At 71.5% G+C, this 14,951-nt stretch carries 17 protein-coding genes; 12 read left to right on the top strand and 5 right to left on the bottom strand.

The genetic code is table 11. From position 1 onward, the window contains the following. Window positions 1-118: 118 nt before the first annotated feature. Window positions 119-3,649 carry a DNA polymerase III subunit alpha gene (dnaE, locus tag ACFPZN_RS36550; RefSeq protein ID WP_378287033.1) on the top strand — a complete coding sequence of 1,177 codons (3,531 nt, stop codon included), beginning with the start codon at window positions 119-121 and terminating at the stop codon, window positions 3,647-3,649. A gap of 493 nt (window positions 3,650-4,142) precedes the next feature. Here dnaE and ACFPZN_RS36545 read toward each other — a convergent pair whose 3' ends face one another. Further along, a complete protein-coding gene (locus ACFPZN_RS36545; RefSeq protein WP_378287032.1) occupies window positions 4,143-4,865 on the bottom strand; it encodes a DUF6882 domain-containing protein in 723 nt (240 codons plus the stop codon). A 131-nt stretch (window positions 4,866-4,996) separates the two neighbouring features. On the opposite strand from ACFPZN_RS36545, the gene ACFPZN_RS36540 reads away from it, so the two are divergent. Next, entirely contained in the window at window positions 4,997-5,599 is a 603-nt protein-coding gene (locus tag ACFPZN_RS36540; RefSeq protein ID WP_378287031.1) for a hypothetical protein, read from the top strand. On the opposite strand, the gene ybaK is transcribed toward ACFPZN_RS36540, so the two are convergent. Next, window positions 5,483-5,965, bottom strand: a complete 483-nt coding sequence (ybaK, locus tag ACFPZN_RS36535; RefSeq protein WP_378287030.1) for a Cys-tRNA(Pro) deacylase — start codon at window positions 5,963-5,965, stop codon at window positions 5,483-5,485. The genes ACFPZN_RS36540 and ybaK overlap by 117 nt on opposite strands. 16 nt (window positions 5,966-5,981) lie before the next feature. Beyond that, complete coding sequence (locus ACFPZN_RS36530) at window positions 5,982-6,644, bottom strand: LON peptidase substrate-binding domain-containing protein (protein ID WP_378287029.1); 663 nt, start codon at window positions 6,642-6,644, stop codon at window positions 5,982-5,984. A 199-nt stretch (window positions 6,645-6,843) separates the two neighbouring features. On the opposite strand from ACFPZN_RS36530, the gene ACFPZN_RS36525 reads away from it, so the two are divergent. From ACFPZN_RS36525 to hisF, 10 genes are all read left to right on the top strand, one after another. Then, window positions 6,844-7,017: a hypothetical protein gene (locus ACFPZN_RS36525; protein WP_378287028.1), complete on the top strand. Its 174-nt coding sequence runs from the start codon at window positions 6,844-6,846 to the stop codon at window positions 7,015-7,017. A gap of 68 nt (window positions 7,018-7,085) precedes the next feature. Then, window positions 7,086-7,910 carry a PhzF family phenazine biosynthesis protein gene (locus ACFPZN_RS36520; RefSeq protein ID WP_378287027.1) on the top strand — a complete coding sequence of 275 codons (825 nt, stop codon included), beginning with the start codon at window positions 7,086-7,088 and terminating at the stop codon, window positions 7,908-7,910. Between the two features lie 46 nt (window positions 7,911-7,956). Then, window positions 7,957-9,267 (top strand): histidinol dehydrogenase, encoded by a 1,311-nt coding sequence (gene hisD, locus ACFPZN_RS36515; RefSeq protein WP_378287026.1) that lies wholly within the window; start codon window positions 7,957-7,959, stop codon window positions 9,265-9,267. Beyond that, a complete protein-coding gene (locus ACFPZN_RS36510) occupies window positions 9,264-10,352 on the top strand; it encodes a histidinol-phosphate transaminase (protein WP_378287024.1) in 1,089 nt (362 codons plus the stop codon). The genes hisD and ACFPZN_RS36510 overlap by 4 nt, the downstream gene beginning before the upstream one ends. After that, window positions 10,349-10,942 carry an imidazoleglycerol-phosphate dehydratase HisB gene (gene hisB, locus ACFPZN_RS36505; RefSeq protein WP_378287023.1) on the top strand — a complete coding sequence of 198 codons (594 nt, stop codon included), beginning with the start codon at window positions 10,349-10,351 and terminating at the stop codon, window positions 10,940-10,942. Before ACFPZN_RS36510 ends, hisB begins: the two co-directional genes overlap by 4 nt. 2 nt (window positions 10,943-10,944) lie before the next feature. Next, window positions 10,945-11,115, top strand: coding sequence for a hypothetical protein (locus ACFPZN_RS36500; RefSeq protein WP_378287022.1), 171 nt, complete (start codon window positions 10,945-10,947; stop codon window positions 11,113-11,115). Further along, window positions 11,112-11,753, top strand: a complete 642-nt coding sequence (gene hisH, locus ACFPZN_RS36495) for an imidazole glycerol phosphate synthase subunit HisH (RefSeq protein WP_378287021.1) — start codon at window positions 11,112-11,114, stop codon at window positions 11,751-11,753. The genes ACFPZN_RS36500 and hisH overlap by 4 nt, the downstream gene beginning before the upstream one ends. Window positions 11,754-11,784: 31 nt before the next feature. Continuing rightward, on the top strand, window positions 11,785-12,504 hold the full coding sequence (gene priA / locus ACFPZN_RS36490; protein ID WP_378287020.1) for a bifunctional 1-(5-phosphoribosyl)-5-((5-phosphoribosylamino)methylideneamino)imidazole-4-carboxamide isomerase/phosphoribosylanthranilate isomerase PriA: 720 nt from the start codon (window positions 11,785-11,787) through the stop codon (window positions 12,502-12,504). Further along, the gene (locus tag ACFPZN_RS36485) at window positions 12,501-12,890 is read left to right on the top strand and encodes a RidA family protein (RefSeq protein ID WP_378287019.1); all 390 of its coding nucleotides are present in this window, start codon (window positions 12,501-12,503) and stop codon (window positions 12,888-12,890) included. The genes priA and ACFPZN_RS36485 overlap by 4 nt, the downstream gene beginning before the upstream one ends. Next, window positions 12,887-13,651: an imidazole glycerol phosphate synthase subunit HisF gene (hisF, locus tag ACFPZN_RS36480; RefSeq protein ID WP_378287017.1), complete on the top strand. Its 765-nt coding sequence runs from the start codon at window positions 12,887-12,889 to the stop codon at window positions 13,649-13,651. The genes ACFPZN_RS36485 and hisF overlap by 4 nt, the downstream gene beginning before the upstream one ends. Here hisF and ACFPZN_RS36475 read toward each other — a convergent pair. Further along, the gene (locus ACFPZN_RS36475; RefSeq protein ID WP_378287016.1) at window positions 13,623-14,063 is read right to left on the bottom strand and encodes an ATP-binding protein; all 441 of its coding nucleotides are present in this window, start codon (window positions 14,061-14,063) and stop codon (window positions 13,623-13,625) included. The genes hisF and ACFPZN_RS36475 overlap by 29 nt on opposite strands. 83 nt (window positions 14,064-14,146) lie before the next feature. Then, window positions 14,147-14,932, bottom strand: a complete 786-nt coding sequence (locus ACFPZN_RS36470) for a GntR family transcriptional regulator (RefSeq protein ID WP_378287015.1) — start codon at window positions 14,930-14,932, stop codon at window positions 14,147-14,149. Window positions 14,933-14,951 lie beyond the last annotated feature (19 nt).

Here is a 14,951-nt window from a genome sequence, read left to right as displayed (position 1 = left end):
GGGGTGGCGATCTTCCCCCGGGACCGTACACCGCCACACGTGTTTCGCCGCACGTGGGCGGTCGCATGCGAGCACGCATGGCGGGCAGGACGCGCGACGCAATGGAGGCGCACGAGGCATGGCCGACTCGTTTGTTCATCTGCATGTCCATACCGAGTACTCGATGCTGGACGGCGCCGCCCGGCTGAAGCAGATGTTCGAAGAGGTCGACCGGCAGAAGATGCCCGCCATCGCCATGACCGACCACGGCAACATGCACGGCGCCTACGACTTCCACCGGCAGGCGACGGCCGCCGGGATCACCCCGATCATCGGCATCGAGGCGTACATGGCGCCCGAGTCGCGCTACCACAAGAAGAAGGTCCAGTGGGGTGAGCCCAGCCAGAAGCGCGACGACGTCTCCGGCGGCGGCCTGATCAACCACAAGACGCTGTGGGCCCGCAACAAGACCGGCCTGCACAACCTCTTCAAGCTCTCCAGCCGCGCGTTCACCGAGGGCTTCGTCTTCAAGTACGCCCGGATGGACGAGGAGCTGCTGGCCGAGCACGCCGAGGGGCTGATGGCCACCACCGGCTGCCCGTCCGGCAAGATCCAGACCCGGCTGCGGCTGGGCCAGTTCGACGAGGCCCTCAAGGCCGCCGCCAACTTCCAGGACATCCTCGGCAAGGAGAACTACTTCCTGGAGCTGATGGACCACGGCCTGGAGATCGAGAAGCGGGTCCGGCAGGGCCTGATCGACATCGGCAGGAAGCTGAACATCCCGCCGGTGGTCACCAACGACTCGCACTACACCCACGAGAGCGAGGCCACCGCGCACGACGCGCTGCTGTGCGTCCAGGTGGGCAAGCAGCTGGCCGATCCCGACCGGTTCCGGTTCGACGGCAGCGGCTACTACATCAAGACCGCCGACGAGATGCGCACCATCGACACCTCCGACATCTGGACCGAGGGCTGCCGCAACACGCTGCTGATCGCCGAGCGGGTCGACCCCGAGGGCATGTTCGAGTCGCACGACCTCATGCCGCGCTTCCCCGTCCCCGAGGGCGAGACCGAGGAGACCTGGTTCCGCAAGGAGGTCTGGAGCGGCCTGGAGCGGCGCTTCCCCGGCGGCATCCCCGAGGAGTACCGCAAGCAGGCCGAGTACGAGATGGGCGTCATCCTCGGCAAGGGCTACCCCTCGTACTTCCTCGTCGTCGCCGACTTCATCATGTGGGCCAAGGAGAACGGGATCCTGGTCGGACCCGGCCGCGGCAGCGCCGCCGGATCGCTCATCGCCTACGCGATGGGCATCACCGACCTGGACCCGATCCCGCACGGGCTGATCTTCGAGCGGTTCCTCAATCCCGAGCGCGCCTCCATGCCCGACATCGACATCGACTTCCCTGAAGACCGGCGGGCCGAGGTGATCCGCTACACCACCGAGAAGTGGGGCGCGGACAAGGTCTCGTTCATCGCCACCTTCGGCACCATCAAGGCGAAGGCCGCCATCAAGGACGCCGGCCGCGTCCTGGGCTTCCCGTACGCGCTCGGCGACCGGATCTCCAAGGCGTTCCCGCCCGCCGTCATGGGCAAGGACATCCCGCTGTCGGGCATCTTCGACGACAAGCACCCCCGCCACGGCGAGGCCGGCGAGCTGCGCAAGCTGTACGAGGAAGAGCCCGACGTCAAGCAGATCATGGACCTGGCGCAGGGCCTGGAGGGCCTGATCCGGCAGACCGGCGTGCACGCCGCCGGGATCATCATGTCCGGTGAGACGATCACCGACCATGTGCCGATCATGCGCCGGGACGCCGACGGCGCGATCATCACGCAGTTCGACTACCCGACCTGCGAGACGCTCGGCCTGCTGAAGATGGACTTCCTGGGCCTGCGCAACCTGACGATCATCGACGACGCGCTCAAGGGCATCAAGAAGAACAAGGGCGTCGACGTCGACCTGCTGGCCCTGCCCCTGGACGACCAGCCGACCTACGACCTGCTGGCCCGCGGCGACACCCTCGGGGTGTTCCAGTTCGACGGCGGCCCGATGCGCGCCCTGCTGCGGCTGATGAAGCCGGACAACTTCGAGGACATCTCCGCGGTCGGCGCCCTGTACCGGCCCGGCCCCATGGGCGCCAACTCGCACACCAACTACGCGCTCCGCAAGAACGGCCAGCAGGAGATCACCCCGATCCACCCCCAGTTGGAAGAGCCGCTCAAGGAGATCCTCGACACCACCTACGGCCTGATCGTCTACCAGGAGCAGGTCATGGCGATCGCCCAGAAGGTGGCGGGCTACACGCTCGGCAAGGCGGACCTGCTCCGCCGCGTCATGGGCAAGAAGAAGAAGGCCGAACTGGACGCCCAGTTCGTCGGCTTCGAACAGGGCATGATCGACAACGGCTTCTCCAAGGAGGCCGTCAAGACCCTGTGGGACATCCTGGTCCCCTTCTCCGACTACGCCTTCAACAAGGCGCACAGCGCCGCCTACGGCCTGGTGTCGTACTGGACGGCCTACCTCAAGGCCAACTACCCGGCCGAGTACATGGCCGCCCTGCTCACCTCCGTCGGCGACGACAAGGACAAGAGCGCCCTCTACCTGAACGAGTGCCGCCGCATGAAGCTGACGGTGCTGCCCCCGGACGTCAACACCTCCGAGGCCGACTTCACCCCCATCGGGGACACCGAGATCCGCTTCGGCCTGTCGGCCGTCCGCAACGTGGGCGTCAACGTCGTCGACGGCATCGTCGCCGCGCGCAAGGAGAAGGGCGCCTACACCGACTTCAACGACTTCCTCAACAAGGTCCCGCCGATCGTGTGCAACAAGCGGGTCGTGGAATCGCTGATCAAGTCCGGCGCCTTCGACGAGCTCCGGCACAAGCGCAAGTCGCTCCTCATGGTCCACGAGCAGGCCATCGACTCGGTCATCGACATCAAGCGCAAGGAGGCCATCGGCCAGGACTCCCTGTTCGGCGCGCTCGAGGACGACGGAGGCGAGGACGCCTTCGCCGTCGCCATCCCCGAAGGCGACGACTGGGACAAGACCACCCTCCTCGCCTTCGAACGCGAGATGCTCGGCCTCTACGTCTCCGACCACCCCCTCCTGGGCGTCGAGCACATCCTGGAACGCGAGGCCGACTGCGCGATCGCCTCCCTGAACGAAGGCGGCCGCCCCGACGGCCAGGTCGTGACCGTGGCCGGCCTCCTCGGCGGCCTCCAGCGCAAGGTCACCAAGCAGGGCAACTCGTGGGCCATGTTCCAGCTGGAGGACCTCGCCGGATCGATCGAGGTGATGTGCTTCCCCTCGTCCTACCAGCTGTGCTCCACGCTCCTGGCCGAGGACGCGATCCTCGTGGTCAAGGGCCGCCTGGACCGCCGCGAGGACGTCGCCAAGATCATCGCGATGGAGGTGACCCAGCCCGACCTCACCGTCACCGACGCCACCGGCCCCCTCTCGGTCACCCTCCAGATCGGCCGCTGCACCCCGCCGCTGGTCTCCCGCCTCAAGGAAGTCCTGGTCACCCACCCCGGCTCCGCCGAGGTCCACCTCCACCTGCAGAACGGCCCCCGCACCACCGTCGTCCGCCTGGACGACCGACTCCGCGTGGCCCCGTCCCCCGCCCTGATGGGCGACCTGAAACAACTACTAGGCCCCTCCTGCCTAAGCTAAGGCGTGTCATTGTGGGGGGGCGACCCCCCACACCCCCCGATACGGCGCGAAGCGCCTCCTCCGCTCGCCTGGGGGCTCGCTACGGACCCGCTCCCCGCCGCCTGCCCGTCCCTCCACTCCGCTGGCGCTCCGCTCCAGGCCAGCCAGTTTTAGCGGTCGCCGTTGCGGTCGCTGCGGGGTGCGCCTTTTCACTGTGGAGGGCCGAGTCGGGGCGCACCCACCTCAGCCACTCTGCTCAGCCACCGGCGACCTCAACCGTTGCGATTGCGAGCGAAGCCAGGTTCGAGCCTGCGAGAACCTGATCGCGCAGCGAGCCTCTAGGCGAGTCGGAGCGATGCAGCAATCGCGCGCGGCGCCCGCTGAAGGAGGGCGTTCAACGCCCGACGCCGAGGGCGCCGCAATGAACAGAGCGAGAACCTGATCGCGCAGCGAGCCGCCAGGCGAGTCGGAGCGATGCAGCAATCGCACGCGGCGCCCGCCGAAGGAGGGCGGTCTACCGCCCGACGCCAAGGGCGCCGCCATGAGCAGAGCCAAGGGCGTCAAAATCAAAATCATTGCAGCGGCCCAGGCTGTCGAAGTGTGCGCGTGCGGTGCCGCCGCCGGGGAGGCGGATCTCGGTGACGCCGTCGCCTTCGCGGTAGGCGACGCGGTGGCGGCTGAGGAGGCGGGCGAGCGTGAGGCGGGGCTCGTGCGGGAACAGGCTCACCGCGTTCATGAGCAGGCGGGGGACGGGGACGGGGTCCCAGGCGGCGGGTGGGGCCTGGGGGTCGTCGACGTGGAGGTAGGCGGAGCCGCCGTCGTAGCCGGCGCCGATGTAGCCGCCGCCGCCGAGTACGCCGCCGGCGGCCATGGCGATGAGTTCGCCGCCGTGGCCGGCGGGGCCTTCGTACCAGCTCAGGTCGACTTCGGGGGTGGTGAACTCGGGGATGCCGAGGCGGGCGCCGAGGCCGCGGATGGCGAGGGTCGGCTCGACCGCCGGATGGTCGTCGCCGAACTGCGGGTTGGCCCAGCCCCACAGCCAGGTGCGCTCGCGCGCCGCGTAGCTGCCCAGCAGCGACACCTGCACCGTGACCCCGCCGCTGGAGTAGGTGCGGGCGGTCAGGTCGGCGCTCCAGTCCTCGCGGGGCAGGAACTCGGCGAGGGTCTCCTGCTGCTGGAGGACGACCGCGGCCAGGGCGGCGCCGAGGCGTTGGAACGCAGGGCTGAATCCGGACATGTCGGGCACATTATCTCAGAGAATCGGGCCGCTCGGCGGCGTGAATCGGGCACCATTCGGTTGTCGATCGGCCGACCGGGGCAGGCTAGGCTTTCGCTGTTTCCCGGCCGACCGTCAAAGGAGCGTACGCAGTGCGGCGACCGACCGTGAGGGCCTTCCGGACCTGGGCGGTCACCACTCTGATCATCGCACTTCTCGGGGCCCCGGCCGGGCTGTTGTGGACGGAGATCTCCCCGAAGGTGACCTACATCGTCGTCCAGGGGCAGGCGCTTCTGGCCGAACCGGAAGGCCAGGGGCCGATCGGGGTGGACGGCAGGTTCGCGCTGGTCGCGGTGGTCGCGGGCGTGTTGTGCGGGGTGGGCGGCTACCTGGCCGGGGGGCGCGGCAACGACCTGCCGCTGATCTTCGGGCTGGCGGCGGGCGGGCTGGCGGCGTCCCTGGTCGCCTGGCGGCTGGGCCACCAGATCGGGCTGGACGCCTTCCAGCGCGCGGTGCGCCGGGCGCCCGACGGCCGTACCGTCACCGGGGTCGCCCAGTTGCGCGCGACCGGCATCCTGGTGTTCTGGCCGCTGCTGGCGGTGGCGGTGTACGGGGTGCTGGAGGTGCTGGTGAAGCGGCTACCCTCGGGCGATCGCGGCGAGCGCGGCACCGGTCAGGCGGACGAGGTCGGCGGGGGTCAGCTCGATCTGCAGGCCGCGCCGACCGGCCGAGACGTAGACCGTGGGGAACGCTGAGGCGGAGGCGTCGAGCACGGTCGGCAGCCGGCGGCGCTGGCCCAGGGGGCTGATCCCGCCGACGACGTATCCGGTGGCGCGTTCGGCGTCGCGGGCCTCGGCCATCCGCGCCTTCTTGCCTCCGGCCGCCGCGGCCAGCGCCTTGAGGTCCAGTGAGCCCGACACCGGGACGACCGCCACGGTGAGCCTGCCGTCGACCTCGGCCAGCAGCGTCTTGAACAGCCGTTCGTGCGGCACGCCGAGCGCGTCGGCGGCGGCCTCTCCGTAGGACTCGGCGTCGGGGGCCGTGTCGTACGGGTGCAGGGTGAAATCGATCCCGGCCTTGGTGGCGGCCACCGTCGCCTGCGTTCCCTGTGCCTTGCCCATGGACCCCAGTGTGCCGCTAGTTGGGGTGGAAGGAGGTGTCGAGGAATCCGCCCGCGGGGACGGTCGGCATCGCGTTGAGGAGGCGGTTCTCCCGTACCAGCAGGTCGTGCTCGGCGCGCAGCCGCAGCGCGGCGTCCTCGGCCTCCAGCAGGCGCTGCTTGTCGTGGCCGTCCAGGACGACCGCGGCGGCGATCAGGTAGGACAGCTTCACCGGGTCCTCGGGGAGCTCGACGGGCTCGGCCACCTCGGCGCCCGCCGCGGCGAGCCGGTGCCGGTAGAGCTGGAACAGCAGCCGGACCCGCTGGGCCACCGGTCCGGGGTCGGCGCCGGGCTCCTCGGGCAGGAACTCGACCTCGCCGCGCAGGTACGGCAGCGCCCGGTCCAGTTCCTTGATCCGGAACCGGCTGGCGCCGACGGTGACGATGTCGTAGCGGCCGTCGGGTCGGCCGTTCACCCCGTGCACCTCGGCCACGCAGCCCACCTCGGCCAGCCGCAGCCCGGCGGTGTCGCCGACCTCGTGGCCCAGTTCGATGCCCACCACGCCGAGCCGTCTCGGCTCGGGTCGTTCCAGGAGGTCGCGCACGAGCAGGCGGTAGCGCTCCTCGAACAGGTGCAGGGGGAGCACCAGGCCCGGGAACAGCACCGTGCCCAGGGGGAACAACGGAAGCCGCTCGGTCACCGCATCTCCCACCCTCGTGCGTCCGCCGAAAGAGCGCTCCGCGGCCAGGGTACGTCCGATTCGGCGATCTTGGAATGCTGGAATTCTCATAGTCTGAAGGAGGCATGGGGGATGGTCACCCCGGGCCAGTTCGCGGCGAGCCGCCCGCACCGCGCCCGCGACGGGGCTAACGTCGGCCCGAAAGACCCTGGAGGCCGCCGTGATGTGGCTCAACCTGATCTTCCTGAGTCTGGCGAGCCTGGCCGTCGGATTCGTGCTCGGCTGGTTCGTCGCCTCCCCGCGCCGCTGGACGGCCCGCTTCGACCCGGCGCCCGCGGACCGCACCGGTGCCGCCGACGATCTGCCGCCGCTCACCCGGACGAAGCGCGCCTGACCCCCGGCCAGGCCACTTCCCGCCGATTGGCCATGGCCGGTGCGGACGGCGGCGGCTAGCGTCGGCGCATGCGCATGCTCGTCGTCGACGCCTTCACCGACCGTCCCTTCGCCGGCAACCCGGCGGGCGTCTGCCTGCTGGACGCGTCCGCCGACCCCGCGTGGATGCAGCGGGTGGCCGCGGAGATGCGCCACTCCGAGACCGCGTTCGTCCGGACCCTGCCGGACGACGCGGACGCGGACTTCGAGGTGCGCTGGTTCACCCCGTCGGTCGAGGTCGCATTGTGCGGCCACGCCACGCTGGCCGCGGCGCACGCCCTGTACGAGACCGGCACCGTCCTGTCCGACCGGCCGATCCGGTTCCGCACCCTGCGCAGCGGCGTCCTGACGGTGCGGTGCGGGGCGAGCGGGCTGCTGGAGATGGACTTCCCCGCCACCCCGCCCGGGCCCGTCCCGGCGCCCGGCGGCCTGGCCGAGGCGCTGGGCGTCCCCCTCGTCTGGACGGGCCGCACCGCGCAGACCGACCTGCTGGTGGAGGTCCCGGGCGAGAAGGCGGTGCGCGGGCTGGCCCCGGACATCGCGGCCGTGGCCGCCTTCGACGCCCGCGCCGTGATCGTCACCGCGCCCTCGGACGACCCGGCGGGCGGGAGCGACTTCGTGTCGCGGGTGTTCGGCCCGCGGGTCGGGATCGACGAGGACCCGGTCACCGGGTCGGCGCACTGCGCGCTGGCCCCGTACTGGGCGGGCAGGCTGGGCCGCGACGCGCTGCGGGGCCGCCAGCTGTCGGAACGGGGCGGCCTGGTCCGCACGGAGGTGCGCGGTGCCCGTGTCGTCCTCTCCGGCGACGCCGTCACCGTTCTGGACGGCGAGCTGAAGGCCGACCCGCGGAGTTGATCGACACTGCCGGGGTGCCGGCCCCGGCAGTGAATAGACTGTCCAGGTGATTTCCCGTATCGATCTGCGCGGGTCGCTGCCCGGTGACCTGCGCTCCGTGCTGCCCCGTGCCGAGTTCGACGTCGAGGCCGCCCTGGAGAGGGTGCGGCCCATCTGCGAGGACGTGCGGCATCGCGGCGCGGCCGCGGTCCGGGAGTACACGAGCACGTTCGACGGCGTGGAGCTGGACGCCGTCCGGGTTCCGGTGCAGGCCGTCCACGAGGCCCTCGCGGGGCTTGACCCGGCGGTGCGGGACGCGCTGGAGGAGGCGATCCGCCGCACCCGGCTGGTCCACCGCGACCAGCGGCGCGCCGACGTGACGACCCAGGTGGTGCCCGGCGGCACGGTGACCGAGCGGTGGATCCCGGTGCGCCGCGTGGGCCTGTACGTGCCCGGCGGCCGGGCGGTCTACCCGTCCAGCGTGGTCATGAACGTGGTGCCGGCGCAGGAGGCCGGGGTGGAGTCGCTCGCGGTGACGTCCCCGGCGCAGGCCGAGTTCGGCGGGCGGCCGCACCCGGCGATCCTGGCGGCGTGCGCGCTGCTGGGCGTCGAGGAGGTGTACGCGGCGGGCGGCGCGCAGGCGGTGGCGATGTTCGCCTACGGCACCGAGGAGTGCCCCCGCGCCGACCTGGTGACCGGCCCCGGGAACGTGTACGTGGCCGCCGCCAAGCGGCTGCTCAAGGGCGTGATCGGGATCGACTCGGAGGCGGGGCCGACCGAGATCGCGATCCTGGCCGACGCCACCGCCGACCCGGTGCACGTCGCCGCCGACCTCATCAGCCAGGCCGAGCACGACGTGCTGGCCGCGGCCGTGCTGGTCACCGACGCGCCCGAACTGGCGGAGGCGGTCGAGGCCGAGCTGAAGACGCAGGTGGCCCGCACCAAGCACACCGAGCGGATCGCCGAGGCGCTGGCCGGGCGGCAGTCGGGCATCGTGCTGGTCGACGACCTGGAGGACGGCCTGAAGGTGGTGGACGCCTACGCCGCCGAGCACCTGGAGATCCAGACGGCGGGGGCGCGGGAGCTGGCGGCGCGGGTCCGCAACGCCGGCGCGATCTTCATCGGGCCGCACGCGCCGGTGTCGCTGGGCGACTACCTGGCCGGGTCCAACCACGTGCTGCCCACGGGCGGGTGCGCGTGCCATTCGTCGGGCCTGTCGGTCCAGTCGTTCCTGCGCGGCGTGCACGTCGTGGAGTACGACCGGCAGGCACTGTCTGGCGCGACCGCCCGCGTGGTGACGCTGGCCGAGGCCGAGGACCTGCCCGCGCACGGCGCCGCCCTGAAGGCCCGCTTCGACTGGGGGATCCCGACCCGATGACGTCCCTGAACGACCTGCCCATCCGCGACGACCTGCGGGGACGCGAGCCGTACGGCGCGCCCCAGCTGGAGGTGCCGGTCGCGCTCAACACCAACGAGAACCCCTACCCGCCGTCCGACCGCCTGGTGAAGGCGCTGGGCGAGGCGGTCGCGGACGTCGCCGGGTCGCTGAACCGCTACCCCGACCGCGACGCCGTCGCGCTGCGCGGGGACCTGGCCGCGTTCCTGAACGAGGACACCCCCGGCGCCGGGCTGACCTCCCGCCAGGTGTGGGCGGCCAACGGCTCCAACGAGATCATCCAGCAGATCCTGCAGGCGTTCGGCGGTCCCGGCCGCACCGCGCTCGGGTTCGAGCCGTCGTACTCGATGCACCCGATCATCACCCGGGTGTCGGGCACCCGGTGGGTCGACGCGCACCGCGACGAGGACTTCGGGCTGGAGCCCGCCCGCGCGGTCGCCGCGATCGAGGAGCACCGCCCCGACGTGGTGTTCCTCACCTCGCCGAACAACCCGACGGGCACCGCGCTGCCGCTGGAGGCGATCGAGGCGGTGCTGGCGGCCGCCCCCGGGATGGTGGTGGTGGACGAGGCGTACGCCGAGTTCCGCCGCTCCGGGACGCCGTCGGCGCTGACGCTGCTGCCCGGCAACCCGCGGCTGATCGTGACCCGGACGATGTCCAAGGCGTTCGCGATGGCCGGGACCCGCCTCGGCTACCTGGCCGCCGACCCGGCGGTGATCGATGCGTTGCTGCTGGTCCGGCTGCCGTATCATCTGTCGTCGGTGACCCAGGCGGTGGCCCGGACCGCCGTCGCGCACGGCGCGGAGCTGCTGGGCGCCGTCGACCGGCTGCGCCGCGAGCGCGACGACCTGGTGGCCTGGCTGCGCGCCGAGGGCTTCACGGTGGCCGACTCGGACGCCAACTTCGTCCTGTTCGGGCGCTTCCCGGACCGCACGGCGGTCTGGCGGTCGATGCTCGACCGGGGTGTGCTGATCCGGGAGGTGGGCCCGCCCGAGTGGCTGCGGGTGAGCGTCGGCACCGCCGAGGAGATGGCCGCCTTCCGTACCGCGATGAAGGAGAGCGTGTGACGCGCAGGGGAAGGATCGAGCGCGGGACCAAGGAGACCCAGGTCCTGGTCGAGATCGACCTGGACGGCACCGGCGTGGTCGACGTGGCCACCGGTGTCGGGTTCTACGACCACATGCTGGCGCAGCTGGGCAAGCACGGGTCGTTCGACCTCACCGTCAAGACCTCCGGCGACCTGTACATCGACGCCCACCACACCATCGAGGACACCGCGATCACGCTGGGGCAGGCGTTCCGTGAGGCGCTGGGCGACAAGGCGGGCATCCGCCGGTTCGCCGACGCGTCGATCCCGCTGGACGAGGCCCTCGCCCAGGTCACGGTGGACGTCTCCGGCCGCCCCTACCTGGTGCACTCCGAGCCCGAGGGCATGGCCCCGATGATCGGCCCGGAGTACGACACCACGATGACCCGGCACATCTTCGAGTCGTTCGTGTCGAACGCGCAGGTGGCGCTGCACGTCCACGTCCCGTACGGCCGCAACGCGCACCACATCGTGGAGGCGCAGTTCAAGGCCCTCGCCCGGGCGCTGCGCGACGCGGTCGCCTTCGACCCCAAGGTGCACGGCATCCCCTCCACCAAGGGGGCGTTGTAGCCGTGACGATCGGCGGCCTGGAGTTCTCCTACGGCAACGTGCTGCTGTTCGGGCTCGCGGTCTTCCTGCTGATGGGCGTGATCAGTTTCATCCGGCAGGGCCTCAAGATCGCCGCCGTGGTGGTGTTCGCGCTGATGGCCCTGGCCTTCACCGCGGGGGTGCTGCGGCTGTGACCAAGAAGATCGTCATCCTGGACTACGGCTCGGGCAACCTGCGGTCGGCCGAGCGGGCGGTGGCCCGGCACGGCGTCGAGGTGACCGTGACGCCCGACCGGGACGCCGCGCTGAACGCCGACGGCCTGGTGGTGCCGGGCGTGGGCGCGTTCTCGGCCTGCATGGAGGGCCTGCTGTCGGTGCGCGGCGAGCAGATCATCGGCCGCCGCCTGTCCGGGGGCCTGCCCGTGCTGGGCATCTGCGTGGGCATGCAGATCCTGTTCGCCAAGGGCATCGAGCACGGCGTCACGACGGAGGGCTGCGCCGAGTGGCCCGGCACCGTCGACCGGCTGAACGCGCCCGTCGTCCCGCACATGGGCTGGAACACCGTCGACGCGCCCGAGGACACCGTCCTGTTCCGCGGCCTCGACCCCGGCACCCGGTTCTACTTCGTGCACTCCTACGCCGCGCGCCGCTGGGAGCTGCAGCCCGACCCGACCGGTACGATCGCGCCGCCGCTGGTCACCTGGGCCGAGCACGGCGACCGCTTCGTCGCCGCGGTCGAGAACGGCCCGCTGTGCGCGACCCAGTTCCACCCGGAGAAGTCCGGCGACGCCGGCGCCGAACTCCTGAAGAACTGGCTGTCCACCCTCGCCTGACGTTCCGTGACCCCTGGATAAGGTTCTCCGTATGACTCTCACGCTTCTTCCCGCTGTCGACGTCGCCGATGGCCAGGCCGTGCGCCTGGTGCAGGGCGAGGCCGGCACCGAGACCTCCTACGGCGCCCCCCTGGAGGCGGCGCTGGCCTGGCAGCGCGCGGGAGCGGAGTGGATCCATCTGGTCGACCTGGACGCGGCGTTCGGCCGCGGCTCCAACCGGGAGCTGCTGGCCGAGGTCACCGGCACGCTGGACGTCAAGGTGGAGCTGTCGGGCGGCATCCGCGACGACGCGTCCCTGGAGGCGGCGCTGGGCACCGGCTGCGCGCGGGTCAACATCGGCACCGCCGCGCTGGAGGACCCGGCCTGGTGCCGCAAGATCATCGCCGAGTACGGCGACCGGATCGCGGTCGGCCTCGACGTGCGCGGCACCACGCTGGCCGCCCGCGGCTGGACCCGCGAGGGCGGCGACCTGTGGGAGGTGCTGGCCCGGCTGGAGGACGACGGCTGCCCGCGCTACGTCGTCACCGACGTGACCAAGGACGGCACGCTGCGCGGCCCCAACACCGAGCTGCTGCGCGAGGTGTGCTCCCGTACCGCCAAGCCCGTGATCGCCTCCGGCGGGGTGTCGTCGCTGGACGACCTGCGCGCCCTGGCCGGCCTGGTGGGCGACGGCGTCGAGGGCGCGATCGTGGGCAAGGCGCTGTACGCGCAGGCGTTCACTCTCGAAGAGGCGCTCGAGGCCGTCAAGTGATCGAACGCATCTCCTCCGGCGGCCCCTGGGAAGAGAGGTTCGGTTACTCCCGCGCCGTCATGGCCGGGAACCTGGCGATGGTGTCGGGCTGCACCGCCACCGTGGACGGCGACGTCGTGCACGTCGGCGACCCGTACGAGCAGACCCGCACCGCGTTCCAGATCGCGCTGTGGTCGCTGGAGCGGCTGGGGCTGTCGGCCGACGACGTCGTCCGCACCCGGATGTACATCACCCGGGCGGGCGACTCCGGCGAGGTGGGCCGGGCGCACGCCAGCCTGTTCAAGGACGTGCGGCCGGCGGCGAGCATGCTGGTGGTGGCGGGGCTGATCGACGAGCGGATGCTGGTCGAGGTCGAGGTCGAGGCGTACCGGGGGAGCGCGGCATGAGCGGAGTGGCCGTACGGGTGATCCCGTGCCTGGACGTGGACGCCGGGCGCGTGGTCAAGGGCGTGAACTTCCAGAACCTGCGGGACGCCGGAGACCCGGTGGAGCTCGCCCGCCGGTACGACGCGGAGGGCGCCGACGAGCTGACCTTCCTCGACATCACCGCCTCCAGCGGCGACCGCTCGACGACCTACGAGGTGGTGAGCCGCACCGCCGAGCAGGTGTTCATCCCGCTGACGGTCGGCGGCGGCGTCCGCACGGTCGAGGACGTGGACCGGCTCCTGCGCGCGGGCGCGGACAAGGTCTCGATCAACACGGCCGCGATCGCGCGCCCGGAGTTCCTCCGCGAGGCCGCGCACCGTTTCGGGTCGCAGTGCGTCGTCCTGTCCGTGGACGCCCGCCGGGCCGAGGGCACCGCCTCCGGTTTCGAGGTGACCACCCACGGCGGCCGCAAGGGCACCGGCATCGACGCGATCGAGTGGGCGCGCCGCGGCCAGGAACTGGGCGTGGGGGAGATCCTGCTCAACTCCATGGACGCCGACGGCACCAAGGCCGGCTTCGACCTGGAGATGCTCCGCCTCGTCAGGGAGACCGTGACCGTCCCGGTGATCGCCAGCGGCGGCGCGGGCGCCCTGGACCACTTCCCCCCGGCGATCGCCGCCGGCGCCGACGCCGTCCTGGCCGCCAGCGTCTTCCACTTCGGCGAACTCAAGATCTCCGAAGTCAAGCAGACCCTCAGAGAGTCCGGCCACCCCGTCCGCTGAGCGCGATCTCCGCCCAGACGGTCTTGCCGCCGTTCGCGGACGGGCGGCTTCCCCACGAGCGGGCCAGGCACGCGACGATCAGGAGCCCCCGGCCGCCCTCGGCGAGGTCGTCCGGGGCCCTGGTCGCGGGCGCCGCCTCCGCGGAGTCGCCCACCTCGATGAAGAGGCTCCGGGGGCGCAGCCTGAGCCCCAGGATCACGGTCGCGTGGACGCCCGGGGCGCCGCGGGCGCGCTCCACCTTGATCGCGTTGGTCAGCAACTCGGAGCCGATCAGCTCGGCATCGTGGGCGACGTGCGTCAGCTTCCAGCGGTCGAGGAGTTCCCGGATCAGCGAGCGGCCGCGGCCGACCGCCGCCGGACGGGCGTGCAGCCTGAGCTTGAGGAGCGGGTCGGAAGGGGGAGGGCAACGCATCAGAACCTCGCCGAGTCATGTCTAGACGCCTACTCGTCTAGAGGAAATTCCTTTGTAAGGTAAGTCCTCTGGACATGCAAGCGTTACTGAGCGGGAAGTTCGTACTGCAGAACGTGAGCGTCGGAGGACATCACGGTGTCGCACACCTCGACGGGGCGCCCCGTGGTGTCGTACGCCGTCCGGATCAGGTGGAACACGGGGACGCCGGCCGGCAGCCGCAGGGCGCGTGCCTCCTCCTGGAGCGGCATGCGGCTTCGCACTTCCTCGGTGAAGCGGGCGAGATGGTGCCCGAGCTCCTCAAGGCGGGCATAGATGCCGCCCGGCCCGCTGTCGGGCCGGGCGATCGCCGTGCCGGCGGCGATCTGAGCGGGCAGGTAGGAGACCGCGGTCTCAGCGGGACGGCCGTCGATGAGGTAGCGGCGCCGGCGGACGATCACCCGGGCTCCCGCCTGCAGCCCCAGCCGTTCCGCGACGTCGGCGTCCGCCTCTTCCTCGGTGACCTCGACCGTGTCGACCGTCGGTTTCGACCCAGACTCCTCGACCTCCGCGATGAAGGTGGCCTTGCCTCGGGCGCGGTGCCCGCGGGCGAAGCGGTCGGAGGCCAGACGCCGGACACGGGGCCGCTCGCGGACGAACACCCCGCGTCCGTGCTCGGCGACCACCAGACCTTCCGACCGCAACACCTGGAGGGCCTGGCGGACGGTCATGCGAGCCACGCCGTAGTGCTCCATGAGCCGGGCCTCGGACGGGACCCTGTCGCCGGGCTGCAGCGTTCCCCGCTGGATCAGCGTCCGCAGGTGGTCGGCGATCTGCCGGAACGCCGCGCGGTCGCTGTCGGGGTCGATGCGCTCCAGCGGCAGGTCCGGCACGTGGGCTCCTTCACTCGTC

Origin of the sequence: Actinomadura rugatobispora (assembly GCF_042656285.1) — a bacterium.
GTDB classification, from domain to species: Bacteria; Actinomycetota; Actinomycetes; order Streptosporangiales; family Streptosporangiaceae; genus Spirillospora; species Spirillospora rugatobispora.
This window is presented reverse-complemented; position numbering and strand designations above follow the sequence as displayed.